Origin of the sequence: Pseudotabrizicola alkalilacus, from assembly GCF_003443995.1 — a bacterium.
GTDB lineage: Bacteria > Pseudomonadota > Alphaproteobacteria > Rhodobacterales > Rhodobacteraceae > Pseudotabrizicola > Pseudotabrizicola alkalilacus.
Genome location: NZ_QWEY01000016.1, coordinates 54,970 through 79,897 on the forward strand (window position 1 = coordinate 54,970; position 24,928 = coordinate 79,897).

The window sequence follows — 24,928 nt, forward strand, 5'->3', positions numbered from 1 at the left end:
AATGTCTGAAAAGCAAAGTGCGACCGCGCTTGTGGCCGCGACTGCCGAGCGGCTGCGCGACGATTTTATCAAGGTGAGCGACGAGATCTGGGGCCATGCTGAGCTGCGCTTTGTCGAGCATCAGTCGGCAGCAGCCCAGATCAGCGTGCTCGAAAAATACGGCTTCACCATCCGCCGGCAGGTTGCCGGGATCGACACCGCCTTCATCGCCGAAAAAGGCGACGAAGGCCCCGTCATCGCTTTCCTCGGTGAGTTCGATGCACTCTCGGCAATGAGCCAGGAGGCTGGCGCCTCCGAGCAGAAACCGATCAAGCCGGGCGCCACTGGCCATGGCTGCGGCCACAATCTTCTTGGCGCAGGATCAATGCTTGCCGCTGCCACCCTGACAGATGTCGCGCGGGAAACCGGTCATCCGGTGCGTGTGCGCTATTACGGCTGCCCCGGCGAGGAAGGCGGCTCCGGCAAAGCTTTCATGGCGCGGGATGGGCTGTTCGATGATGTCGATGTCGCTTTCACCTGGCATCCAGCGCCGATTACCGGCGCGCGCTCCAATGAAAATCTTGCTGTCATTGGCGTCTATTACAAGTTCAGCGGCCGCTCTGCCCACGCCAGCCATTCAGCGCATCTGGGGCGCAGTGCCGTGGATGCGATGGGTCTGATGCATGTCGGGGCAAACTTCCTGCGCGAGCATGTGGGCCCCAACGTGCGCATGCACTACGCCATCACCAATGGCGGCGGCAGCTCGCCCAACGTCGTGCAAGCGGCGGCAGAAACGCTTTTCTATGTGCGGGCAACGGATCTGGCCGACGTTCTGGAGGTTGCCGAACGGCTGCATGACGTGGCCCGCGGCGCGGCGCTGATGACCGGCACTTCGGTAGAAATCACTGTCGAGCGCGGCTCTTCCAACCTGATCCCCAATCCGGTGATGGAAAGCGTGTTGCACAACAAGCTCTTGGAACTAGGCCCGATCCCGTTCGACGAGTCCGACCACGCCTATGCCGCCGCCTTGCAAAAGACATTCCCGCCCAACGCCGTCGATGCCTGTCTCGAACTCTACCATTTTTCCGAAGACGCGGTGCATAACCGGGTTGATCGGGACGCGCCTCTGCATACCGGCATTCGCCGCTATGAAGGTGCCCCGCATTTCCGCGCCGGTTCGACGGATGTTGGCGATGTAAGTTGGGTTACTCCCACCGCGCAATGCTGGACGGCGACCTGGGCGCTAGGCACGCCGGGTCATTCCTGGCAGGTCGTCGCTCAGGGCAAGACCCCGGCAGCCCACAAGGCAATGGTTCATGCCGCCAAGACACTTGCCGCTGGTGCGGCCGAGCTGCTGATGAACCCGGCACAGATGGAGGCCGCCAAAGCGGAGTGGCACCGTCGGCTTGGGGGCAAACCCTATGTCTCTCCCATTCCTGAAGGCGTGCAGCCGCAACCCCCCCATGAAGTTGCATAATCGCTTCACAACGTATTAGAATGAGGCGCGGTCGACACACTCCGCGCCTCATCCCTTCGGAATCCAATGTGAACATCCTCAAGGAAAACATTTCCACCCGCGATTTGATGGCTTTCGTGGCATTGATCCGCACGGGAAGCTTTACCGCCGCAGCCGGGATGCTGAACATCACTCAATCGGCGGTCAGCAAGCGCGTTGCTGAACTTGAACAAAAGCTTGCGGTGCGCCTGCTCGATCGTTCCACGCGGCGGCTTGAACTGACTGCAGAAGGGCGCGCCTTCGTTATTTCTGCCGAAGCGATCTTGCAGCAGTTCGAGCAATCGGTTGGCCAGTTGCGGAGCCTCGCGCAGGGCTCGACCGGCGAACTCCGGCTCTGTTCGGCTTCAAACATGTCGACCCAGATCGTCGCCCCGGTTGTGGGCGGCTTCATCGAAACCAATCCGCGGGTTCGGCTCTCTCTCTATGACTGCCAGACCCGCAAACAGATGATCGAACACATCGCCAACGGATCAAGCGATGTTGGCCTGATCGGCGGGCTGCCGAACCAGGATCACGAACTGTCAGGAGAATTTGATCTTACCGAGATCGCAATGGTGCGCGAGCCTATGATCGTCTGCTTTGCCCACGGTCATCCGCTTGAGAAATTCGAGCGTGTCGCATGGGAACAAGTCTCGGCGTATCCGCGCATTGGTCTGCGCAGCAAGTTCGGCATCGGTCATGTCACCGGAGTGATCGAGCAACTTGGTCATCTTGGTGAACGCTATGTCATGAGCGTTACGATGATCAACACGGCCATTGCCCTTGCAAGTGCTGGGGTCGGCGTTGCGATCTTTCCCTGCTATGTCGTGCGTGGCGGGCGCCCCAACATCAGTTGGCGTCCGATAGAAGGCACCGAACATGACTACAACTTCAATTACGTTCACCTGCGCGGCAAAGCCCTAAGCGGAGCCAGTCGGGTTTTTGGCGAACATTTGCGCGCCTTTCTCTCCAAGATGCCGGCAACGACAAAACGCGAAGGTGCTTCCTAGGCCGCGTTTACGAAAGGGATTCACAGGACGCGCTGATCGTGCTTCAAGCTGGTATCTGCGATAGAGACCAGCTTGGCACGAGACCTAATGTCGGACGAAGAATGGGCGTTTCATGAGCACTTCATCCTGGCGATCCGCGCCCCGAACAGGCGCAAACCCACAAACCATCGTCTTGTTCTGGATGGGATTTTCTGGATCGCGCGGACAGGTTCGCCGTGGCGTGATCTTCCCGAGGAGTTCGGCAAGTGGTCGAGCGTCTATCGCCAGTTCAGTTCCGTCGGTGGACCCTGGCGGGACTGTGGGAGCAGATCACGGAGGCTCAGAACGAGAGCGGGCTGGTCCCGGACGCGCTTCAGGTGATCGACCGCACAGTGGTCCCCGCCGATCGTCAGGCAGCGGGCGCTAAAGGGGGACTCCGAGGCAGGGTTTCGGCCGTTCGCGAGGTGGCTTCACGACAAAGATCCACCTTCGCGTCAACGGCGAAGGTCTCCCCATGAGGTCGAACATCACACCGGGGCAGACATCGGACTATCAGGGCTTCGACCTGATCATGGACGACAATTTGGGTGATGTGACGAAAGCTGTTACGCCGAAGTTTGCCTTGCTTGCTCCACCCCGACATGGCGGAACGATCAGCGCACGCTATTTCATGCCGTGGAACTGCCTTCCCAAGATGGCGGTGACGGTGACGTTGCCCCCTCCGCCTAATCCAGTTTGAGGTAGACTCTGGCCCAACCGAGAGGACCAGAGATGAAGCGCAGCAGGTTCACCGAAGATCAGATCATCGGCATTCTGAAAGAGCACGAGGCCGGGGTTTCCGTCGCCGATCTGTGCCGCAAACACGGCGTCAGTGATGCGACTGTTTACAAGTGGAAGGCCAAGTATGGCGGCATGGATGTCAGCGAGGCTAAGCGGCTGAAGGGTCTCGAGGACGAAAACGCCCGGCTGAAGCGGTTGCTGGCCGATGCGATGCTCGATCGAGCCATTGAGGCGCCATTGGTTCGAGCCCAATGGCGAGGGCCGCGCTGAAGGATCTCCTGGGAAAAAAGTGGTGACGCCCGCCGCAAAGCGGCAAGCGGTCGCGCATCTGGTGGCAAATCACGCGATGAGCGAACGGCGGGCGTGTAGGGTGATCGGCTGTTGCCGGATGACCATGCGCTATGAAGTGGTCCGCCAGGATGACCCTGTGCTGCGGGAACGGTTGAAAGAACTGGCCAAAGCCCGACGGCGGTTCGGCTACCGTAGGCTGCATGTGTTCCTGCGGCGCGAGGGCTTTGATCTCAATCACAAGCGCCTGTTCCGTATCTACCGGGAAGAGAAGTTGCATGTGCGCCGTCGCGGTGGGCGCAAGCGGGCCATGGGCACACGGGCCCCAATGGTTCTGCCATTGATGCCGAACCAGCGTTGGTCACTGGATTTTGTGTCGGATCAGTTGACGGATGGCCGCCGGTTCAGGATTCTAACCGTGGTCGATGACTGCACCCGCGAATGCCTCGCACTCATCGCCGACACCTCATTGTCGGGGGCTCGGGTGGCGCGGGAACTGGCGACGCTGTTCGGCTCTCGCGGCAAGCCACAGACGGTCGTCAGTGATAATGGGACCGAGTTCACCTCGAACGCGATCTTGAAGTTCGTAGATGATCGCAAGTTTGACTGGCACTACATCGCACCCGGCAAACCGACCCAGAATGCCTTCATCGAAAGCTTCAACGGCCGCCTGCGAGATGAGCTGTTGAACGAGACGCTGTTCCCCTCCCTGCATCATGCACGGGCCATGCTCGCTGCCTGGCGCACGGACTACAATACCGAACGACCCCACTCTCGCCTCGGCTGGCAGACCCCGGCCGAGTTTGCCCGAACCTTCGCCCCGCAACGGGGCCTGACGCTGCGCAACCCGCAAAGCTCCGCGCCAGCCCCCGTTGCCCAACCCGCCCAAATGGGCAAAACTCAAACCCGGAGTCTCGCTCACCCTGGATAAAAGTCGGGGGCAACGTCAGCTCGTCCACACAACCTCCACAAAATCTGCGCGAAACATGGACAAGTGAATGTCATGAGGCAGATCATAATTGACAATGGTTTGCCAACATGATGATCCGCCGACTGCCCAATCCTCTGATGTTCTTAGCAATGGCGTTATCTTTTGCGATGATTGCACCGCGAGACTCAGCGGCACAAACGCTGGAAATGGAAACTGGTTCGCCCGTTCTGCTCACGGTCTCGACACTGGTGCCAGAGCGGGTCGTGTTGCAGGAAGAGCTTCCCGGTCGGGTCGCTGCTCTGCAGCGGGTCGAGATACGGCCACAGGTCGGAGGGCTGATCCTCGACCGACTGGTGAATGAGGGCGCGCGGGTCGAGGCAGGGGATGTCCTGTTTCGGATCAATCCGGCCCCGTTGCAGGCAGATCTTGCCACGGCCGAGGCGGCTCTTGCACGCGCTGTTGCAGCCGAAGCCTTTTCCCGACGCAGTGTCGAGCGGTCGGATGCCTTGCTTGGAAAGAATGCCGTCAGCCGCGAGAAGAATGACACCGCCCACAATGAGCTGGTGCTGGCCGCTGCAAATTCTGCCGAGGCGCGGGCGTTGGTCGATCGGCGGCGGCTGGATCTGGAGTTTGCCACGCTGAGCGCACCCATTTCCGGATATGTTACCGGCGGTCTGGTCGATATTGGCGGTCTGGCGGCGCCGGGTGCCGATAAGCCATTGGCGGTGATACAGGAATTGGACCGGGTCTATGTCGACCTGCGCTTGCCTGTTGCACGGCTGGACGCAATTCTGATCGCCGCCGAGGAAGGGCTTGGCCCGGTGGACATCCTGACAGATCGCGACCAGACATACCTGCAGCCAGGGCAGCTGAAATTTCCGGACGTGGTTGTCGATCCGGGGACAGGAAATGTCTCGGTCCGGGTCGAGGTCGCCAATCCCGACCTGGCGCTGTTACCGGGTATGTTCGTGCGGGCCCGGCTGCCACGCGGGCTTTTGCCAGACGCGCTGCTGGTTCCCGAGGATGCGATACTGCGCAATGGCGCGGGCGTGACGCAGATCGTGGTCGTTTCCGCGCAGGCCGAAGCCATGCGGCGCGAGGTCACGCTGGGCGATACCATCGGCGGCAGGGTTGTCGTGACATCCGGTCTGAAGGCGGGCGAGGTCATCGCCATTCTGGGGCAGGACCGGGTGCCGGACGGTATGAAGGTAAAAGTTGCCTCTGACAGCGCGGATGCCGCGCTGTAAGCTGACAGACATTAAGGACTTGATATCATGTCGCAATTTTTTATCGACCGCCCGATTTTCGCTTGGGTGATCGCCATTTTCATCGCGCTTTCCGGGATAGTCGCAATTCCGCAACTGCCTGTTGCGCGTTTCCCTGATATCGCCCCGCCCAGCGTGAGCATCTTTGCCACTTACGCGGGGGCAGATGTGCAAACGGTCAGCGACAGCGTGATCCGTCCGATCGAGAAAGAACTCTCCAGCGCAAAGAACGTGCTCTATTATGAATCTACTGTAGATTCGACGGGCGGCGCCAATGTCTTTGTGACCTTCAAACCCGGCACCGATCCCGGGCTGGCGCGGATAGACGTGCAGAACCGGCTGAAGAATGCCGAAGCCCTGCTCCCCGAGGCGGTACGGCGCTCTGGCGTAAACGTCGAGGCCGCCGATTCCGGCTTTCTGATGGTTATCACGCTGAAATCGCGGGAGGGTAAGACCGATGAGCTTAGCCTTGGTGATTACCTGACTCGGAACCTTACCGAAGAGCTGAAACGCATCCCCGGCGTCGGACGGGTACAGGGGTTCGGCTCGGAACGGGCAATGCGGGTCTGGGTCGATCCGGCAAAGCTTGCGGCCTATGGGCTGACCATGACAGATGTAACCGACGCCATCTCCCGTGAAAATGCGCAGGCGACGCCTGGCCGTGTCGGGGATGAACCGACAGTTCCCGGCACGCGCGTTTCCACGGCGCTGACCCTGCGCGGCCAGTTGACCACGCCCGAGGCTTTTGCCGCCATTCCGCTGCGGGCACAGGCTGATGGCGCGCGTCTGCTTCTGGGCGACGTGGCCCGGATCGAACTGGGTGCGCAGACGATGGCATTCAGCGTCAGCAGCAATGGAAAGCCCGCCGCCGCCGCCGCGATTCAGATGACACCGGGTGCCAATGCCATACGCACCGCCAGCGCCATCGAGGCGCGCCTGGCCGAATTGCAGACCGCCATGCCCAAAGATATGGAGGTTTCGATTTCCTACAACACCGCGCCTTTTGTAAAAGTGTCGATCACCAAGGTGGTTCAGACCCTGATCGAAGCGATGGTGCTGGTGTTTCTGGTGATGTTGCTGTTTTTGCAAAAGATTCGCTACACGCTGATCCCGACCATCGTTGCCCCCATTGCGCTGCTGGGGACATTCACAGTGATGTGGCTTGCGGGATATTCGATCAACATGCTGACGATGTTCGGGATGGTGCTGTCCATCGGCATCATTGTCGATGACGCCATCGTTGTGGTCGAGAATGTCGAACGCATCATGACCCGTCAGGGCCTGTCCCCCAAAGCCGCGACCCAACAGGCGATGCGGGAGATTTCCGGTGCCATTGTCGGCATCACGCTGGTTCTGGCCGCCGTCTTTGTCCCGATGGGCATGGCAAGCGGTTCGGTTGGAGCGATCTATCGCCAGTTCACATTGTCGATGGCCGTGTCGATCCTGCTATCGGCCTTTTTGGCGCTGACCTTGACGCCTGCGCTTTGCGCGACACTTTTGAAACCTGCAACCGGCCATGCGGCGGGCGGGTTCTTTGGCTGGTTCAACCGCCGCTTTGACGCGCTGATCACGCGCTATACCGGCTGGGTCGGTTGGGGGCTGCGTCGAAGCGGTCGGATGCTGGTACTCTATGGTGTTTTGCTGGCCGTCATGAGCTTTGGCTATATGCGGGTGCCCACGTCTTTTGTACCGGATGAGGATCAGGGCAGCTTCATGGCCATGATGGAACTGCCTGCCGGTGCCACAGCCGAGCGCACGCGCGAAATCGTTGCCGCCTATGAGGCGCATACAGCGACGCGCCCTGATATCACCGAAAGCACTGTCATCCTCGGATTTGGCTTTTCGGGGTCTGGCCCCAATGCTGCACAGGCCTTTACCACGCTCAAAGACTGGAGCGACCGCAAGGTCACGGTGGACGAGGAAATCGCCGCAGCGGAAACCGCCATGGCCAAGATCCCAGAGGGCACGGCCATGATCATGAAACCCCCGGCCATCGAGTCGCTGGGCAGCACCTCGGGCTTTGCCTTGCGGCTTGAAGATCGTGCCAATGCTGGCCCGGTTGCGCTGAAGGCGGCCGAAGACAAGCTGATCGCGCTGGCCTCTGCCAGTCCGCTGCTCAGCGACGTCATGACCGAAGGGCTGCCGAACGGCATCAGTGTCGCCTTGCAGATCGACCGGCAAAAAGCGCAAGCGCTGGGTCTGTCCTTTGCTGCGATCAGCGAGACGATCTCGACTGCCATCGGCTCGGGCTATGTCAACGACTTCCCAAACCAAGGGCAGTTGCAACAGGTTATCGTGCAGGCCGATGCCCCTGCCCGAATGCATGTTGAAGATGTTCTCCGCCTTGAGGTGCGCAACATGGATGGCGGCATGGTCTCGCTTTCCGAAGTGGTGACGCCAGTTTGGGAAAACGCGGCACTGCAACTGTCGCGCTATAACGGCTATCCTGCCGCTCGTATCTCGGGGTCGGTTGCGTCGGGCGTCTCCAGCGGTGCGGCAATGGCCGAGATCGAGCGGCTGGCAAAAGAGTTGCCGCAAGGCTTTGCTGTGGAATGGACCGGTCTGTCCTTGCAGGAAAAGCAGTCGGCCAATCGGGCCCCCATTCTGCTTGCCGCTTCGATGTTGATCGTGTTTCTGGTGCTGGCAGCACTGTATGAAAGCTGGTCAATTCCGCTGTCCGTCATGCTGGTGGTGCCGCTCGGCGTTCTGGGCGCAGTGCTCGCGGTACTGGCCCGGGGGACAGATAATGACGTGTTCTTCAAGGTCGGACTGATCACCATCATCGGCCTGTCAGCCAAGAACGCGATCCTGATGGTCGAATATGCCCGACACCTGCAAGCACAGGGCATCGGCCTGCATCGCGCCATGCTACAGGCGGCGCGACTGCGGCTGCGACCAATCCTGATGACATCGCTGGCCTTTATCCTGGGCGTTGTGCCCTTGCTGATCGCCCGCGGCGCCGGATCAGAGATTCAGAACGCCATTGGCACCGGGGTGTTTGGCGGCATGGTCTCGGCAACGGTATTGGCGGTCTTTTTCGTCCCGGTCCTTTATGTCACGGTCAGCAACCTGACCCGCAACCGGCGGGCGGATAAGATCGTGGAGGCCACAGCATGACCAGCGCTCTGATCCTGATCGTCGAAGACGAACCCGAGATCGCCGAAATTCTTGAAACCTACTTCGCCCGCGAGGGGTTTCGGGTGATTACCGCCGGGGACGGACCGACCGCTCTGGCCCATCACCAGCGCTTGCGCCCCGATCTGATCGTACTGGATATCAAGCTGCCCGGACAGGACGGCTATGAGGTGCTGGCCGCGATCCGACGCCGGGGTGAAACGCCCGTGATCATGGTCACCGCTCTGGCCGAAGATCTGGACAAGCTGCAAGCTCTGCGCATTGGTGCCGATGACTATGTCGTCAAACCGTTCAACCCTCTGGAAGTGGTGGCCCGCGCCAAGGCGGTCTTGCGGCGCACCATTGGGCGTGGCCCGGATCATGTGCTGCGACTGGGGCCGCTGACGGTCGATCCGCAAGCCTATCGCGCAGAGGTCAACACCGGCGCCGGCCCGGTGCCGCTGGATCTGACCCCGACCGAATTCCGTATCCTTGCGCATATGGTTGGCTCGGCTGGCCGCGCCTTTGAGCGTGGTGAGCTGGTCGATGCCTGCCTGCCAGAGGGCGAGGCACTGGACCGGACGGTGGACAGCCATGTCAGCAACCTGCGTCGCAAACTGGCGGCAGCAAAGGCAGATGGCATGCTGGTCGGCGTGCGTGGCGTGGGCTATCGGCTGAACTGGTTCCATGGCCGGTAGTCTTAACGCCCGGATCACCCGAACCATGATCGGGCTGACCCTGACGGCCTTTGCGGTGGTCTTCCTTGGGCTGACGGCCTATTTTCTGTTTATCTACGAATGGTTGTACCCCGACGCTGCATATGACGAAAACTGGCGGCTTGGGGATACGGTCATGGTGGGGGTGCTGCTGTCCGTCGCCTTGATGGCTGCCTCTCTGATCGGCTGGCGCCTGGCCCGTCGGATTGTGGCCCCGCTGAAAACTGTGGCGGGGGCTGCGCGTCTGATCGCAACGGGTGACTTCTCGGCGCGGGCCGAAGTGCTGCATGACAGCTATGGCGAGGCTGGTGCGCTGGTAGCCGATTTCAACCTGATGGCCGAGCGTCTGCAACGTGCCGAAGCAGAGCTTACCTATTCCAATTCCGCAATCGCACACGAGCTGCGCACACCGTTGACCATCCTGCGCGGGCGTTTGCAGGGGCTGTCAGATGGTGTTTTTGAGCCCACTCCCCAGCTCTACGAACGGCTTATCTCCCATGTCGACGACCTTTCGAGGATCGTCGACGAGCTGCGCGCATTGGCATTAAGCAACGCAGGACAACTGGATCTGATCTGCACTCAGGCCGATCTGGGGGCCGAAGCTGCTGTCACGCTGGCCTCGTTGGAAAGTGACCTGTCGGGCGCAGGGATCACCCTGACCCGAACGCTCCATCCTGCCACCACATTTGCGGACGGCGCGCGGTTGCGCCAGGCCTTTGTCGCGGTGCTTGAAAATTGTCGCCGCTATGCACCGGGCAGCGCTGTTCATGTCGAAACCGGCGTCGAAGGTGATACGGTCTATTTCCGCTGCACAGATACTGGCCTTGGCCTGTCAGAAGAAAACCGCGCCCGCGCCTTTGATCGTTTCTGGCGCGCTGATGAGTCGCGTGGACGCAGCCTTGGCGGCTCGGGCCTCGGCTTGCCCATCGTGCGCGCTATCGCCCGCGCCCATGGCGGCGAAGCCTTGATCCTGCCCTCTGAGAGGTCTGGTCTGGCGGTCGAAATCCGATTGCCGCGCCGCGCGCTTCCCTCCTGTAGTTGAGAATTTCCAATGTCCAACTTTCCTGATGCCCCAGATGATTACGAGGATCTGGCCGCGCGGCACGTGTCCTTGCGCCGTGTGGCGGCGTTGTTTGTGCCATATCAAAGACGAATTGCCGGGGTGGTGGCGCTCATGGCTCTGGCTTCGGCCGTGGGGCTGGCCGGGCCGTTTCTGTTGCGCGCCATAATTGATCAGGCCCTGCCGCAGCAGAATCTGGGGCTGTTGATGTGGCTGGTGGCGGGAATGATCGGTGCGGCGGTGATCGCTGCTGCGATCGGCGCGTGGCAAGTTGTGCTGACATCGCGGATCGGGCAGGCGATCCTGCACGATCTGCGGGTGCGGCTTTATTCCCACCTTCAGAGCCTGTCGTTGCGCTTTTTTACCGGCACCCGTACGGGCGAGGTGCAGTCACGCATCGCCGGTGACATTGCCGGGTTGCAATCGCTGGTGACCGAAACCGCCAGCGAACTGGGCAAAGCGCTCAGCGCCGTGGTCATGACAGCAATCGCCATTCTTTTGCTTGACTGGCGTTTGGCAATGTTTGTGCTGTTGATCGTGCCGGGCACGGTGCTGATCAGCAACCGTGTCGCCCGCATGCGCGAAGCGCTGACCTTTGAACAACAGGCCCGTGCCGCAGACATGTCAGCTGCGGTGCAGGAAACGCTGTCGGCATCGGGCATCATTCTTGCCCGCACGATGGGGCGTGGACCGCATCTGGCTCAACGTTTTGCCCGCATTTCGGGCGATCTGGCACATCTTGAGGTCAAGTCGCACACCGCAGGCGAGGGGCAATGGGCGCTGATCGGTCTGGCTCTGGCAATCTTGCCCGCGCTGACGCTGCTGGCCGGTGGATTGCTGATGCAGACCGACTCCCCCGCCACCATCGGCACGCTGGTCGCAATGATCGCGCTACAGGAACAACTGCTGTGGCCCTTTGAGCAATTGCTGGAAACCGGTCGCGACATGCGCAAGACCCGCGCACTGTTCGCCCGCGTCTTCGAGTATCTCGACAAGCCAGTGGAAATCACGGAGCGCGCCGATCCCGTCACTGTCCCCCGGACGATGATGCGCGGAGACGTGCAGTTGGACCATGTCAGCTTTGCCTATGCCGAGGCGCATGGCCCGGCTGTGCGTGACATCAGCCTGACCATTCCGTCAGGCAGCCATGTTGCAATCGTGGGCCCGACTGGCTCGGGAAAGACCACGCTCGGTTATCTGCTGGCGCGGCTGTACGATGTGCAAAGCGGTGCGATCCGCTTTGACGGAGTGGATCTGCGCGACCTGAGCTTTGACACGCTGTCTCAGATGCTTGGGGTTGTGTCACAAGAGCCCTATCTGCTGCACACGTCCGTCGCGGAAAACCTGCGCTTTGCCCGGCCCGGCGCCACCGATGATGAATTGATCGCTGCGGCGAAAGTGGCGCAGATACATGATCATATCGCCACGTTGCCGGATGGCTATGATACGCTGGTGGGCGAAGGCGGATATCGTTTCTCGGGCGGTGAAAAGCAACGTCTGGCGCTGGCCCGCACCATCCTGCGTGATCCGCCGATCCTGCTCCTGGACGAGGCGACAAGCGCGCTGGATACGCGGACCGAGCGTGCAATGTCACTGGCCCTCGACGCGATGTCGAAGGGGCGGACGACCATCACCATCGCGCATCGCCTTTCCACCATCCGCCATGCCGATCTGATCGTGGTGATGCAGGCCGGACAGATCGTCGAGCAGGGCAGTCATGACGACCTGTTGGCAAAAGCTGGTCTCTATGCCAGCCTGTTGCGCGGGGCATGAGGCGTCTGAAAATCAGCAGGCCGACAGTGCCTGACAGACCTGAGGCCCTGCAGACGGATCGGCACTCCGAACAAAAACGCGGCGCACATCCGTGTCCACGGCCCCGGCACGGACGTCAACGCTGAAGCGCCCTGCCCCGGCGTTTTCACTCTGCTGCGCAGCATATGTTGCGATACCGGGTGTCTGCCTGCCAATGCTTGAGCAGCAGGAGTATCGCGCTATACCCCGACAGTCATTGGCGCGGGGCATGCTGGTGTGGATAGTCAGCTCATCTGCGGGAGGACATGACTATCCGGTCCGCCTGCGACGCAGCCAGAACCTGCCCGGAGGAGGGACAGCATGAGCAAAGTCACCATCGACAACGTTACCGATGTGGTCATCGGATCACTTGGCCAGCACGGCGAAATCACCGCGCGCCAGCGTGAAATCATGACCGCGCTGATCCGGCATATGCATGGGTTCTGCAAAGACGTGACACTGACCCATTCCGAGTTCATCGAGGCCTGCATGTTCCTGGCCCGCGCAGGCGCAGTCTGCGACGACAAGCGCCAGGAGTTTATCCTGTTGGGCGATATTCTGGGTGTCGAGGTTCTGTGCGACATGTTGACCAATCCGGTCACAGGGACCGAATCGGAATCGACCGTTCTGGGACCGTTTTATCGTGAGCATCCACCGGTATTGCCACATGGGGCCTCGACCGCACAAAAACACTTCGACAACGAAGAGACGGTCTTTATGGAAGGCTATGTCAAGGATACCTCGGGTCAGCCGCTCGCAGGTGTGACTCTCGATATCTGGGAAGATGCCCCGAACGGGCTGTATGAGAACCACGATCACGACCAGCCTGACTATAACCTGCGTGGCCGGTTCGAGACGGATGAAAATGGCTACTTTGCCCTTCGCGCCTTGCGTCCGGTGCCCTACCCGATCCCGTCGGACGAAACGGCGGGCGCGCTGTTGCGCTATATGGGTCATCATCCGAACCGTCCCGGCCATTTGCACTTCATCCTGGCAAAAGACGGCTATCGCACTCTGGTCAGCCAGATTTATGACCGCACATCCAAATGGCTCGACAATGACTCGGTCTTTGCGGTGAAGGACAGTCTTGTCGGCGATTTCGTACCGGCCCAACCAGAGCATGGCACCGACCTGTATTTGCGCTTTGACTTCACGCTCAAGGCCGCGGCGACCCAACCAGCGCTGGCTGCGGAGTAATCTGCCCCCTCCCCTGCTCACTCTTGCCGCACCCTTTGACCGGGGTGCGGCTTTTTGCTTGGGGGGCGGCCCGGAGCAGGTTAGCAGAGCTATGAACAGGAGTCGGCGATGAACCTCAAACAATTGGAATATTTCATAGCGCTTGCCGAAGAACTGCACTTTGGCCGGGCTGCCGAACGGCTGGGCATAGCGCAACCCCCTCTGAGCCGGCAGATAAAGCAGATCGAAGACGAATTGGGCGCTCTTCTGTTCAACCGGAGCCGCAACGCCATTTCGCTGACGCAGGCTGGAGAACGGCTTTATGCACGCGGCACAGCCATGGTGGCCGAGTTCAACGATATCCGGCTGGAGGTGCGCCGCATCGGACAGGGCGCAGAGGGGCGGTTGCGGATCGGTTTTGTCGGATCTGCGACTTATGGCATTTTGCAGACCGTTCTGAAGAGCTTCCGCGCGGCCTATCCCGATGTGAGCCTGTCACTGATCCCGATGAACAATGCGCAGCTCCAGCGCAGCCTGATCCGCCGCGAGATTGATCTGGCCATTGCCCGCCCGACGCTGGAAGATGCCGAAATCACAACGCGGAAACTGGGCGACGAACCTCTGGTTCTGGCCGCGCCAGACACGCTGACTCTGGCGAAAGGGCCTGTCGACCTGCGACAGGTCGTCGGTGAGGCCTTTGTGCTTTACCCGGAATTCCCCCGCCCCTCCTTTGCGGATTTTGTTCTGAACGCCTGTGCCGGGCTTGGGGTGGAATTGAAACGCCGGGTGTTCACGATGGATTTTCAGACCGCAATTGCGCTGGTGTCAGTGGGAGAAGGGCTGGCAATTGTGCCGCAATCGGTCGGATCAGTGCAACGGACCGGTGTGCGCTTTCATGACATTGCCAATCCTCTGGCCAGAACCGGGATATCGGTCAATCATCGGTTGGATGAACAAGGCGTGCACGTGCGCAATTTTGTCACGATCGCGCAGCAGGTGGCCCGCAAAACGTTGTGATGCTGCATCCGGCAAAGCGTTTCATGCAATCGCCGTCACCGACCTTGCCCTGTCGCGGCGGTAAAATGCCAGCTTGTCCTCGTCCAGACTGACTCCAAAACCCGGCCCCTGCGGGACCGCGACCGAAAAATCACCATAATCCAACGACTCGGTCAGAATATCTTCTTTCAGCAGCAACGGACCGAACATTTCGGTGCCGAAATGCCACTCGGGCACAGTGGCAAACAGCTGAATAGCAGCCGCAGTGCCAAGACCGCTTTCCAGCATGGTGCCACCGTAAAGGTCAATGCCCGCCGCGCGTGCAATTGCAATCACGTCCGCTGCCGGCTTCAGCCCGCCCGACTGGCACAGTTTCACAGCAAAAACATCAGCCGCGCGGTCGGCTGCCAGACGCATGGCATCGGCAGGGCCTTGCAGCGCTTCGTCAGCCATGATGGCGATCTCATACCCATCCGTCAGGGATTTCAGCGCTGCCAGCTTGTCGCGCGCAACGGGTTGCTCGATCAGAATGCAACCCACTTCCTGCAATCCGCGGGCGCCATAACGCGCATCGGTCAAGCTCCAGGCCTGATTGACATCAACACGTATCGTGCCCCGGTCGCCGACAGCGGTGGCGATGGCGGCGACATGGGCGATGTCCTCCCGGACACTGCGTTTGCCGATTTTCAGCTTGAAGTCCCGATGGCGACGGGCCGCCAGCATCTGTTCAGCTTCATCAATGTCGGTCTGGCTGTTGCCGCTGGCCAGTGTCCAGGCAACCGGCAAACGGTCATGGATGCGCCCCCCGAACAGCTGCGCAACCGAAAGTCCGCTTCGACGGCCAAGCCCATCCCACAGGGCACATTCCACGGCTGCGCGGGCAATAGGATTGCCGCGCACCACCTTTTCCATCCGCGCAGTAGCGGCGGCAATCCCGTCAGCGTTCATCCCCAGCAGAGCAGGCGCGATATAGGCATCAATGGCGATTTTGATACTTTCCACGCTTTCCGATCCGTAAGACAGCCCACCGATCGACGCACCCTCGCCCAGCCCTTCCGATCCGTCTGAAAAACGCATGCGCACCAGCACAACGGCCTGTGCCCTCATCGTGACCATCGACAGGACATGCCCGCGCACCGTTGGCACGTCGATGATGATGGACTCGATATGGTCAATCCGGATCACAGCAGCAGCCTTTTGTTTTGGGGCGTTCAATCTCCACTGATGACACTTGCGGGGGGCCAGGGTCCAATACCAGAAGGGTCTGGTTCGATACCCAGTCTCGCTGTGGTCGGCCACAAAATCGTGACGGCGATACGCCGGTGGCTTGTTGCGATACGCTTAGTGACATGTAGGGTATCCCCCTCGAACCTGCGGTCACATCGTCATAAGGGATGCCAGAGGGTTGATCGGGCAGGCGGCAATCACCCCTGCCCTACGCCAGAACGCAATGGACACTCATAGCGCCAGACATTCATTCTGGGCCACCTGCCACATCGCAAAAAGCAGAATTCTGCGCGCCCTCCTGATCACCACCTTCAGCCACGCCTGAAGTCCAATCTCTTGATCATAAACCAACGTACGATTCGCATCGTTAATATTCATTCTAGGTTTGGTAGCTGCGGGCACAGCTGGTACAAAATAGGCTCCCCTACAAATGGATATACAAATTTTCTTTTATTTTCAAAGCACTAGTGGGCAAAGCTAAGAAAGCAGGTGAGCCCCGCGCGCGTGCCTCGCAACCCTCGAAGTAAAAAAACAGTTGCCGCACTATAAGTTGCGTGCCATCACTTCTGTTGTCGCACAAACTCGATTATGACGCGATCTTGCGACGAAACAACAAAGGTCCATCAAGAGACCATAGAGGGGCATATGAACACGAGCACAGTTAACCCTTCTCCAGGCTCGATCGCCAGCACGATCAGTGCGAACGCTGCGCGCTTGTCTGAAGCCCTCAACACGCATATGCGCAACAGCTTTCAACCCGAAAGCCGGAAAATGCTGCGGAAGCTTCATCCCGCGGAAGTGTCGGAATTGACCGGAATCAGCATGTCAAACCTCCGGACCCGGCACCAGGAAGGCGATTTTCCCGATGTCGAGACGGATGCCCGTGGCAGGCGCCTGTATACGGCAGAAGAAATCGACACAATTCGCAAGGTCATGGCCCGCACTGGGCGCAACGGAGAAACCTACCTGCCCGGTCGCCGTGAGGGCGATGGATTACAGGTGATTTCGGTTGTCAACTTCAAGGGTGGCAGCAGCAAGACGACCACGGCGATCCATCTGGCGCAACGGTATGCCCTGCGCGGCTACCGGGTTCTGGCAATGGATATGGACCCGCAGGCCAGTCTGACAACAATGTTCGGCTATCGTCCCGAGATCGAATTTGCAGAAACCGGCACCGTCTATGATGCCTTGCGCTACGAAGATCCCGTCCCGCTGAGTCAGATCATTCGCAAGACCTATTTCCACAACCTTGATCTGGCCCCTGCCGGCCTGATCTTGTCTGAGTATGAAACCGAGACGGCCTATGCCTTGCAGAATCGGATTGATCCGCCATTCACGCAGCGCCTCGCCATCGCACTGGAAGAGATCGAGAAAAACTACGACCTTGTCCTGATTGATTGCCCGCCGCAACTTGGCTTTACCACCATGACGGCGCTGCTGGCTTCGACCGGGCTGCTGATCACTGTCGTACCAAGCATGCTGGACGTGGCGTCCATGGCTCAATTCCTTGAAATGGCTGGAGAAACGGTCAGGGTTCTTGAAGAATCGACAGGCCCGACCGATTGGAAATTTCTCAAGTTCCTGATCGCGCGCTATGAACCGACAGACGTACCGCAATCTCAGATGGCGGGCTTCTTGCGCTCCATTCTGCTGGATCAGGTGCTGAATACACCGATGCTAAAGTCAACGGCCATATCTGATGCCGGCATGACCCAACAAACGATCTATGAACTCGACCCGACACAAGTCATCCGCAAGACACTGGATCGCATCCTTGAGAGCGTGAATGGCGTCGCAGATGAATTTGAAAAGGTCATCCAGGAAGCCTGGGGACGGAGAACAGACTGATGGCTCGCCGCAACATTTTCCAGCCGCCACCACCGCCCGAAGATCCTGCTGCAGAAGCATCTGCACCCGGCAACAAACCACGGTTTCCCAATACCGGGGCAATGTCGGGGGTCAAATCGACGCTACGCGACTTGTCATCAAATGCGGTCCGGGAAATTGATCCGTCCCTGATTGATGACGACGGCCCAAAAGATCGTCTGACCATTACAGATGCCGATGTTGCCGATCTGGTGCAGAGCATTCGTGCATATGGTCAGCAAGTGCCCATCATGGTGCGTCCGCTTCTTGAAAGTCCGGGGCGCTATCGCATCGTCTATGGCAGACGGAGGCTTCGTGCCCTGAAGCTGGCAGGCATGCCGGCCAAGGCCCTGATCCGAACACTGACGGATGAACAGGCTATATTGGCGCAGGGTCAGGAAAACAGTCTCCGACTGGACCCCAGCTTTATCGAGAAAGCCATTTTTGTCACGGACTTGGCTGATAGCGGCTATGATCAGGCTGTGGTTTTGGATGCCTTGGCAATCGACAGGCCCATGCTGTCGCGAATGACCAAAGTGGCGCGGGCGCTTCCCCTTAACGTGGTGCATTTCATTGGTGCCGCCCACGGAATCGGGCGCCGTCGCTGGGAAGATCTGGCCGATCAGGTTCGCGCCAAGGAGATTGACCTTGATGCTCTGGTTGCGTCTTTGGATGAAACCTCTCGGACACTTCCGTCGGATGATCGGTTCGCCTTGATCTCTGCCTTTGCATTGAAGTCAGAACAGCCAGACGCCCCACAAACAAGGCACCCCCCTGCCCTATCCATCGTCTGTAATGGCTCCAGAGTTGCCGAGATCAAGGAAACTCCACGATCATTGACGATCCGCTTTGCAGGTTCTGACCAGCCAGAATTCACGAAGTGGATGAGAGAACATGCCGAAGCAGAGGTTTTGCGCCTCTACGAGGCGTGGCGGACGGCTACTGAAGCCGACTGAACAAACCGAGCAGTTCAACAACAAAGGGAGCACCCGCAACCGACGTAAAAAGAAAGAGCCCCCCAAGGTCACCCCCGGAGAGCCCAATCTGTTGCCTAGCATCATCAGATTTATCAGCTTTTCCGCGTCAGTCAAGAACAACCGATTCGGTTGAATTGGTACGTTTGCCAAAAACAAGCAAACGGGCCGGTGCCTTGGTGTGGCAATTTTTGCCTAGGCTTGCCGTGAAAAAAACATGCGCTTTCAACATATCACCGCACCTGTCGGGTCGCGGACATCTGACATATTGCCCACAGACAACAGCCGCCCAGACCGTTTCGTACTCATCGAGACAATCCGGAAGGCCAGCACAGCCCTCGGGCTCAAGGCCCCGGTCATAGGCACGTTGGATGCCCTGCTGTCATGCTTGCCACCCAAGCGGAACCATGACTTTGTCTTTGCGTCAAACGCAACGCTCGCCTTCAAGCGAAATGGCATTTCCGACAGGACCATCCGCCGTCATATTGCACAACTGGCCGAAGCTGGGTTGCTCACACGGTCAGATAGCCCTAACCGCAAGCGTTTCACGAAAAACGACATGTCCACGGGCAAGGTGCTTCGTTTCGGCTTTGATCTGACCCCTTTGTTCGAGAGTTTTGAAGACATTTGCGCGATGGCAGATACCTGCACCAAACAGGCAAGTCACATTGCATACCTGCGAACAAAGCTCCGCTGTGCGATTGTCCTATCGCAGAACTTGGGTGTATCGGGTGCTGATGTTGAAAATGCACAACGTGCCTTGCGTCGGAAACTCACCGCAAGCACACTTCAGAGCCTGCTGGATACTCTGATCACAGTTGAGGAACACAAAGCAACTGAAGCTTCTGGTATTACCCTCGAGACGAACAAAATGACCGTAACTGACGGACAAAATGACCGTCACCATCATAGCTCAAAAAAAGAACTTTTAGATTCTGATATAGCTGACAAAGCAAAACCTCGTCACTCACGCTCGCAACCCGTAACCATCGGAGCACTTGTTGATGCATGCGAGGAAGCCGCAACATATCTGCAGCACCCACCAGAAAGGGCTTCAGATGTCATTAGCCACGCTCGCAGCCTCGCGCCAATGATGGGAATCGACAGTACAACCTATCGTGCCGCAGAAAACAGACTTGGCGAGCTTGAGACCGCTATCACGATTTGGGGCATTCTTCAGCTGCACAAGAAGATCAGACAAATTGGTGCATACTTTCGAGCGATCACACTTGGGGAAAGAAGCGCGTCGTTTGACCCTTGGGCTATGATCAACAGGCTTATAAGGCAAAAGGCGCTGAAGATTTGCTAGTTTTGTCCGCGGACAATACGGACCTGCTGTTGCGTCGACAGCGGCGCTACATAAAATTGTCCGCGGACAAACCGCACGAAACAGTCAACAGCTGAGCGCACTCGGTGGAATGCCGCCCAAGCGCAAACGCGCAGGTTCAACTCTGTTACTTCGTCTAGCAGTCACAGGGGAGCAGCAAAAGCTGTCAACCAAAACCAGCGTCGAGGTTACGTTGTGATTTGAACATATTGCGAAGTGCGTATCTGAAATGTTTGGTAAATAAGACGCGGTAGCAGGGCAGGGTGGTTGACAGATTCGCCACCAAGAAAGCTTCCGCTTACAGAGCCAAGCTAACCTTCACGCTCTTCACACGGTCAATCTGCCTATGAAGACTGCCGCCAGATCCGATCCGACCGAATGCTGCAAACTGATCTGAAAATCAGGTTCACACAAACAGATCAACGTTTTGAAAGCAGCGACTTTGCTCACGGCCTATATACAGTCAGAGGCAACATCCCGTCGCTTCAGGACAACATGTAAATATCCTGCAGAGACAGGGATCCGTTCCGCGATCAACTTTAGCGTCGCTCCCTTGGTCAAAGTATTTCTTGTCATCATCCAAGGAACCGCGCAGATGCGCCTGACTTGGGCACCCCATCTGATCGCGAAAAACGGAATTGTGCCGGATTGCTTAAGCGAAGCCATTTCCGAAGATGTTCCATACGGCACACCAGAGGACAGTGGTCGACTTCCAGCGCTTCGGGGTCTGGGTTTGGTTCTGCAAATTCGCGGGAGTTCTATGTCCACGGCTTGTGTAGTTCTGGTAAGGCATGGCCTTTTGCACAGGGCAAAAAGGCAAGGAACATTCGCTTCGGCAATTCGGTCGGGCAGGGGCCGCTGACAGAGAATGGTATCTATAACCTCGACGCTGATAAAGCCCTGCCGCCATTGGTCGCGTTGGCACCCGAGATTGGCAAGGGGCAGGCTTTTGCGGCGTCCGCCCTGACGTAGCCGAACGCGGTTAGACCAGATCCGGAAGTTAGCGAAAGTTGTATCCAGCGTTCTGTCAGGGTGACCTTTCTCCCGTCGGCATAGCGGCAAGTTGCGAAAATGCCCGTGCCTATCGTCAGACCGGCGCGATCGCTGCCGCCGCAGTGGTGATCCTGAACAGTGGTATTACGGCTGCGCCTGAACGGTTGCTCCTGTAAGGTGTCATGCTCGGCACCCTATCCAGTGTGACGACATACCTGTCTCGTTTTGCTGAAACAACACTGGCTGAAGACATTGCGGATTTGCCTGATCGGTTCGCGGGCGCTTGCGGGGGGGGGGGGCGCCATCTTCAACAATCCGGCGCTGAACCTCTATCGTCTGTGAGCCCAGTGCAGGCCTGATAGGCCTTGTGGCACCGCATCTTACGCGGTTGCTGTTCGGACCTGCTTTCCCTTGGTTGGAGCCTGCATCCGCGTTGGTCAAAACGCACCAGACATACATTTTATTAATAATTTCAATCATATACAGGTAAAAATCAACCCGCAATGCGAGATTTTAGCGTACCCAACCAGCTGGAAGCTATGGAAATCACGCCCTCCGGCTAGACCGGTCGCAAACGCCTTTGGGCTGACGCGGCTTAGCGTTGCCTTTCGACGCGCTGTGATATGTCTGCCATCCGCAATATGAATACCCATCAGGCCCCTGATATCGAGACGTTTGCCGCATTGAGACCAGATCTGAGTGTTGGTCCTTCCTATCACGCCTTGCCGCGTGACGCGCTTTCGCTGATCGTTGATGTCGTACTGGGGCCGGTTCAGGAAAAGTGTATCCGCATTTTTGGGGGCGAGCTTACCGATCAGACCAACCGCCGCACCCGTTATACAGAACTGTCGGAGGAATATGACAGCCTGGTGGCCGGGTTCCGGGACAGAGTGCCCGATGCGGCAAACACCGTCTTTACTCCGGTAAAGATTTACGGCGGCGTTGCTTGCTGCAATCTTCGCAGAGGGCAGGGGGCGGGCATTGAACCCGTGGCACCTGCCAGTTGGGGCGCGGCCAGTGCAGCAGCGCATGACACGGCATGGCGGTGACTGTGCCCGAAAGTTACTGGTGATGAAGGGGCTGCAAGGTGCTGATCATCAGAGATTAGAAATAAGCGGCAGATTGGCTGGATTCCCGGCTGATCCTCGACCGTCTTCAATGAGGACAATCAATTACGAAACGGGTAGTCTGGCTGTGCCATCCAAAAATTCAGGGGCCTTTGGTTGGCCGACTACGTTCGGTGCTGCGGTTTTATGATATTTGTGACGGGCAATTCTCCGCGTGTTCTGTGCTTCAGTAAACCTGGGTTGGTTTAATCCGCCGATTTCAGCCTGAGACATTCGTCGGGGGCAAGGACCGGCTCTCATCCGCTGAGATTCTTTTCAGTCAAACCGTGCCAAGATCGACATCCTGAATACCCACGCTATCGGCGTGTGACATGGAGATAAGTGTGCGCGTTTCTCCACGTGGTATCGGAATCTAAAGCAAGCTTGTTGCAGTCCTGTATCGGTCACGTTCGAACCCCGTATTTCTCCAGCGACATCCTTTGCAATTGTGCGTCATTTGCGTTCAGACTGCGGCGAAGCGTGCGTTTTGATACTTTCAGGCGGCTTGCAACGATGTCGATATCTTCACCTTCTATATAAATGGAAACATACGCCGCGGACACCTGGCTGATATTCAGGGAAGGCGGTCGCCCAACCCGACGCCCACCCTGACGCGCCGCCTCCATTCCAGCCCGCGTGCGTTCGCTGATGAGATTCCTTTCGAACTCCGATAACGCCGCCATCATATGGAAGACAAGTCTTCCGCCGGAACTGCTGGTATCTATTGCTTCGTTCAAGGAACGGAACTGGATTCCCCGCTTCCCAAACTGATCGACGAGTTCAACCAGACGTTTCAGGGAGCGGCCTAACCGATCCAATCGCCACACGATCAGCGTATCGCCTGTGCGGAGGTTGCCAATTGCCATGTCGAGTCCTGGCCTGGCGAACTCTGCTCCAGAAATTCCCTTGTCAGAGAAAATCTGTGTGCATCCGGCTGCTTTCAAAGCGGAAAGCTGAAGGTCGAGCCGCTGATCATCAGTTGACACCCGCGCGTAACCAACTGTTTTTATTTTCATATTTTTCATTCTGTTGCCCCCGATCTATGCGAGCCCGGTTAAGGCAGGAAGATTCAACGGGATTTCCTCCATGTAAGCATGTCCAAGCTTGACGCAAAGGGTTCCCTTTTTGCGTCGACTCGGCTGCATGTGTTGTCTACTTGGGTGAGGCTTGTAAATTCAGCCACTTAGACCCAACTTAGGTGCTACCGAAACCGCTACCATAAGGGAACCCTTATGGACCGGACTTCGAGCGAGAGTGCAGGCTTTGGGGTTGAACCTGCGGCACCGTGGTATCGGTCCGGGGGTAGCGATGCGGCATCAGGCTTCAGCGGCAGTGTAGCCGAGAACTGCGATAAGATTTTTTATCGCACGCAATATTACGACATGTCATTTCCCCGCATCGTCGCCCTGCTCGGGGAGCCGGCAGATGCACGGCTCGCAAATATTGCAGATTGGGTGCATGAGCTGGGAGGAACCCTGACAATCGCCGATTCCAGGGTGATCGGTCCCGGAAGGCGATCCGAAATATTGGACAGTTTCGATTTTTGCCTCGTGGACGCTGATCTGTTGGGCGAGGTCGAAGATACTGTCGATTATTGCTTGAAGCTACGCAAAGTTTGCCCGGATATGCCGATTCTTTTGCTGTCAAGCGAGGTTCGTGCACATGATCTGACCGCAGAGCGCATGGCAATTTGCGACGCGACTCTGCGCATGCCAATGGCTCGGGCTTCATTTTTCGAGGGTGTTGCTGCGGCAGTGAACAACAGCATGTTCAGGGTACAGCGCGCGCGCGACCGACAGGAACCCGGCCATGCGTGATCCTTTTATTTCATATGGAAATAGAGAAGGTGCAGCAATTGCATATGCCGTTTTCTCAATCTTCGCAGGAGTATTGTGCCTGTTTGTTGGCCTGCTCATGTTTCCTTTCTGGTTCGGTGTGGGCTTTGCCATCGTGACATCCGTGTTTCTGATTCTCGCTTTTGCTGCCCTGCATATGCACGGCCGCAACAACAATTCCGGTCCGTCCGGAGAATCCGAATTCCTGAGAAGAATTGAACCATCGCAGGTGCAGGGAGCTGACGAGATGCGGTCCCACATCACCCGGTGCTGTGAGGAACAAAAGGGGCAGAAGAAAAAATGAAACGATCAAGAAAACCAGAGTCGGGTGTAAACCCGCACGGAATAAAGCATGGCCTGGGTGGCGCACCCACAACCGGACCGCGGCGTGTGAAGGCTGGGTGGCCGCTGGCAGGTATGACCTGCGCACTGATAACCAATGCGTGGATGCCGCAGCCCGCCCATGCAAACGGTTGGCTCGAAAGTCGGTCATGGCAGTTCGAGACCAGCGCGGACAAGGCAAATCAGTCGGCCGTGCTGGACATGATCGAACGCAAGAAGGGCGGCTACTATGATGGCTTCTCGACTACGGTCAACAACTACAGCAACACCAACATCGGCACGCAGGTCAACTGCAACAACGTCGCCGACGCAACCGGAAACATCGCGACCAACAGCCAGACCGCAAACTCACCGCAGGTCAGCAATACTTCGGGCGTGACTTCGGGGGCCACCGGCAACGAGGCCCAGAATGGCACCAGCGGCAGCGACACGGCAGGCAACGGGTTGGGCAATGACCAGAATAACAGCGGCAACGTCAGCTCGGGCGTGGCGGGATCGAATTCATCCTCGTCGTCAGGCGCAATGAATATCGGTTCCAGCGATCAGGATCTGTCGAACAGCCAGACCAACACGGGCAATCAGACCGCCAGCATCACCGATAGCACCGCCTGTGCCATGGCTGGTGCCACGCTCAACGGCGAGGTCCAGTCCAACATCACCGGACCGCTGAACTGAGGC

Annotated in this window: 18 protein-coding genes and 2 pseudogenes; 18 read left to right on the forward strand and 2 right to left on the reverse strand. The window is 58.3% G+C overall.

Annotated features, from left to right (window positions below):
* The first annotated feature begins 1 nt into the window (after position 1).
* The 11 genes and pseudogenes from D1012_RS20195 (at position 2) to D1012_RS20245 (ending at position 14,601) form a co-directional block, all read left to right on the forward strand.
* Positions 2-1,456, forward strand: coding sequence for an amidohydrolase (locus D1012_RS20195; RefSeq protein WP_118155936.1), 1,455 nt, complete (start codon positions 2-4; stop codon positions 1,454-1,456).
* A gap of 68 nt (positions 1,457-1,524) precedes the next feature.
* Positions 1,525-2,484 carry a LysR family transcriptional regulator gene (locus D1012_RS20200; protein ID WP_158569410.1) on the forward strand — a complete coding sequence of 320 codons (960 nt, stop codon included), beginning with the start codon at positions 1,525-1,527 and terminating at the stop codon, positions 2,482-2,484.
* A gap of 60 nt (positions 2,485-2,544) precedes the next feature.
* Positions 2,545-3,049 (forward strand): annotated as a pseudogene (locus D1012_RS20205) (IS5 family transposase); the annotation flags it as partial.
* Positions 3,050-3,234: 185 nt separating this feature from the next.
* Positions 3,235-4,462 (forward strand): annotated as a pseudogene (locus D1012_RS20210) (IS3 family transposase).
* A 149-nt stretch (positions 4,463-4,611) separates the two neighbouring features.
* On the forward strand, positions 4,612-5,709 hold the full coding sequence (locus tag D1012_RS20215; RefSeq protein ID WP_233517215.1) for an efflux RND transporter periplasmic adaptor subunit: 1,098 nt from the start codon (positions 4,612-4,614) through the stop codon (positions 5,707-5,709).
* A 27-nt stretch (positions 5,710-5,736) separates the two neighbouring features.
* Complete coding sequence (locus tag D1012_RS20220) at positions 5,737-8,844, forward strand: multidrug efflux RND transporter permease subunit (protein ID WP_118155938.1); 3,108 nt, start codon at positions 5,737-5,739, stop codon at positions 8,842-8,844.
* On the forward strand, positions 8,841-9,539 hold the full coding sequence (locus tag D1012_RS20225; protein ID WP_118155939.1) for a response regulator: 699 nt from the start codon (positions 8,841-8,843) through the stop codon (positions 9,537-9,539). Before D1012_RS20220 ends, D1012_RS20225 begins: the two co-directional genes overlap by 4 nt.
* Positions 9,529-10,599, forward strand: coding sequence for an ATP-binding protein (locus tag D1012_RS20230; RefSeq protein ID WP_118155940.1), 1,071 nt, complete (start codon positions 9,529-9,531; stop codon positions 10,597-10,599). Before D1012_RS20225 ends, D1012_RS20230 begins: the two co-directional genes overlap by 11 nt.
* A 9-nt stretch (positions 10,600-10,608) precedes the next feature.
* Positions 10,609-12,390 (forward strand): ABC transporter ATP-binding protein, encoded by a 1,782-nt coding sequence (locus D1012_RS20235; protein ID WP_118155941.1) that lies wholly within the window; start codon positions 10,609-10,611, stop codon positions 12,388-12,390.
* 339 nt (positions 12,391-12,729) lie between these two features.
* Positions 12,730-13,605 carry a dioxygenase family protein gene (locus tag D1012_RS20240; RefSeq protein ID WP_118155942.1) on the forward strand — a complete coding sequence of 292 codons (876 nt, stop codon included), beginning with the start codon at positions 12,730-12,732 and terminating at the stop codon, positions 13,603-13,605.
* Positions 13,606-13,713: 108 nt separating this feature from the next.
* On the forward strand, positions 13,714-14,601 hold the full coding sequence (locus tag D1012_RS20245; RefSeq protein WP_118155943.1) for a LysR family transcriptional regulator: 888 nt from the start codon (positions 13,714-13,716) through the stop codon (positions 14,599-14,601).
* A gap of 21 nt (positions 14,602-14,622) precedes the next feature.
* Here D1012_RS20245 and D1012_RS20250 read toward each other — a convergent pair whose 3' ends face one another.
* Positions 14,623-15,765, reverse strand: a complete 1,143-nt coding sequence (locus D1012_RS20250) for a muconate/chloromuconate family cycloisomerase (protein WP_118155961.1) — start codon at positions 15,763-15,765, stop codon at positions 14,623-14,625.
* Between the two features lie 687 nt (positions 15,766-16,452).
* Here D1012_RS20250 and repA point away from each other — a divergent pair.
* From repA to D1012_RS20270, 4 genes are all read left to right on the forward strand, one after another.
* Positions 16,453-17,655, forward strand: a complete 1,203-nt coding sequence (repA, locus tag D1012_RS20255) for a plasmid partitioning protein RepA (RefSeq protein ID WP_118155962.1) — start codon at positions 16,453-16,455, stop codon at positions 17,653-17,655.
* Entirely contained in the window at positions 17,655-18,629 is a 975-nt protein-coding gene (gene repB / locus D1012_RS20260; RefSeq protein WP_118155944.1) for a plasmid partitioning protein RepB, read from the forward strand. Before repA ends, repB begins: the two co-directional genes overlap by 1 nt.
* A 235-nt stretch (positions 18,630-18,864) precedes the next feature.
* Positions 18,865-19,956, forward strand: a complete 1,092-nt coding sequence (repC, locus tag D1012_RS20265; RefSeq protein WP_233517216.1) for a plasmid replication protein RepC — start codon at positions 18,865-18,867, stop codon at positions 19,954-19,956.
* 1,634 nt (positions 19,957-21,590) lie between these two features.
* Positions 21,591-22,016, forward strand: coding sequence for a TroA family protein (locus tag D1012_RS20270; RefSeq protein ID WP_118155946.1), 426 nt, complete (start codon positions 21,591-21,593; stop codon positions 22,014-22,016).
* Positions 22,017-22,477: 461 nt separating this feature from the next.
* Here the strand turns inward: D1012_RS20270 and D1012_RS20275 are convergent, their stop codons facing one another.
* The gene (locus D1012_RS20275) at positions 22,478-23,098 is read right to left on the reverse strand and encodes a recombinase family protein (RefSeq protein ID WP_233517217.1); all 621 of its coding nucleotides are present in this window, start codon (positions 23,096-23,098) and stop codon (positions 22,478-22,480) included.
* 207 nt (positions 23,099-23,305) lie between these two features.
* On the opposite strand from D1012_RS20275, the gene D1012_RS20280 reads away from it, so the two are divergent.
* The 3 genes from D1012_RS20280 to D1012_RS20290 all read left to right on the forward strand — a co-directional run bounded on the left by D1012_RS20280 (position 23,306) and on the right by D1012_RS20290 (position 24,925).
* Complete coding sequence (locus tag D1012_RS20280) at positions 23,306-23,890, forward strand: hypothetical protein (protein WP_147335754.1); 585 nt, start codon at positions 23,306-23,308, stop codon at positions 23,888-23,890.
* Entirely contained in the window at positions 23,883-24,212 is a 330-nt protein-coding gene (locus D1012_RS20285; RefSeq protein ID WP_147335755.1) for a hypothetical protein, read from the forward strand. Before D1012_RS20280 ends, D1012_RS20285 begins: the two co-directional genes overlap by 8 nt.
* 113 nt (positions 24,213-24,325) lie before the next feature.
* A complete protein-coding gene (locus tag D1012_RS20290) occupies positions 24,326-24,925 on the forward strand; it encodes a hypothetical protein (protein ID WP_199489581.1) in 600 nt (199 codons plus the stop codon).
* The last annotated feature ends 3 nt before the right edge of the window (positions 24,926-24,928 follow it).

What these genes read in the sequence shown, in the direction of transcription:
- D1012_RS20195 (WP_118155936.1), top strand. Translation starts at nt 2, where the DNA reads ATGTCTGAAAAGCAAAGTGCGACCGCGCTTGTGGCCGCGACTGCCGAG.
- D1012_RS20215 (WP_233517215.1), top strand. Translation starts at nt 4,612, where the DNA reads ATGGCGTTATCTTTTGCGATGATTGCACCGCGAGACTCAGCGGCACAA.
- D1012_RS20220 (WP_118155938.1), top strand. Translation starts at nt 5,737, where the DNA reads ATGTCGCAATTTTTTATCGACCGCCCGATTTTCGCTTGGGTGATCGCC.
- D1012_RS20225 (WP_118155939.1), top strand. Translation starts at nt 8,841, where the DNA reads ATGACCAGCGCTCTGATCCTGATCGTCGAAGACGAACCCGAGATCGCC.
- D1012_RS20230 (WP_118155940.1), top strand. Translation starts at nt 9,529, where the DNA reads ATGGCCGGTAGTCTTAACGCCCGGATCACCCGAACCATGATCGGGCTG.
- D1012_RS20235 (WP_118155941.1), top strand. Translation starts at nt 10,609, where the DNA reads ATGTCCAACTTTCCTGATGCCCCAGATGATTACGAGGATCTGGCCGCG.
- D1012_RS20240 (WP_118155942.1), top strand. Translation starts at nt 12,730, where the DNA reads ATGAGCAAAGTCACCATCGACAACGTTACCGATGTGGTCATCGGATCA.
- D1012_RS20245 (WP_118155943.1), top strand. Translation starts at nt 13,714, where the DNA reads ATGAACCTCAAACAATTGGAATATTTCATAGCGCTTGCCGAAGAACTG.
- repA (WP_118155962.1), top strand. Translation starts at nt 16,453, where the DNA reads ATGAACACGAGCACAGTTAACCCTTCTCCAGGCTCGATCGCCAGCACG.
- repB (WP_118155944.1), top strand. Translation starts at nt 17,655, where the DNA reads ATGGCTCGCCGCAACATTTTCCAGCCGCCACCACCGCCCGAAGATCCT.
- repC (WP_233517216.1), top strand. Translation starts at nt 18,865, where the DNA reads ATGCGCTTTCAACATATCACCGCACCTGTCGGGTCGCGGACATCTGAC.
- D1012_RS20270 (WP_118155946.1), top strand. Translation starts at nt 21,591, where the DNA reads ATGTCTGCCATCCGCAATATGAATACCCATCAGGCCCCTGATATCGAG.
- D1012_RS20275 (WP_233517217.1), bottom strand. Translation starts at nt 23,098, where the DNA reads ATGAAAAATATGAAAATAAAAACAGTTGGTTACGCGCGGGTGTCAACT.
- D1012_RS20280 (WP_147335754.1), top strand. Translation starts at nt 23,306, where the DNA reads ATGGACCGGACTTCGAGCGAGAGTGCAGGCTTTGGGGTTGAACCTGCG.
- D1012_RS20285 (WP_147335755.1), top strand. Translation starts at nt 23,883, where the DNA reads ATGCGTGATCCTTTTATTTCATATGGAAATAGAGAAGGTGCAGCAATT.
- D1012_RS20290 (WP_199489581.1), top strand. Translation starts at nt 24,326, where the DNA reads ATGACCTGCGCACTGATAACCAATGCGTGGATGCCGCAGCCCGCCCAT.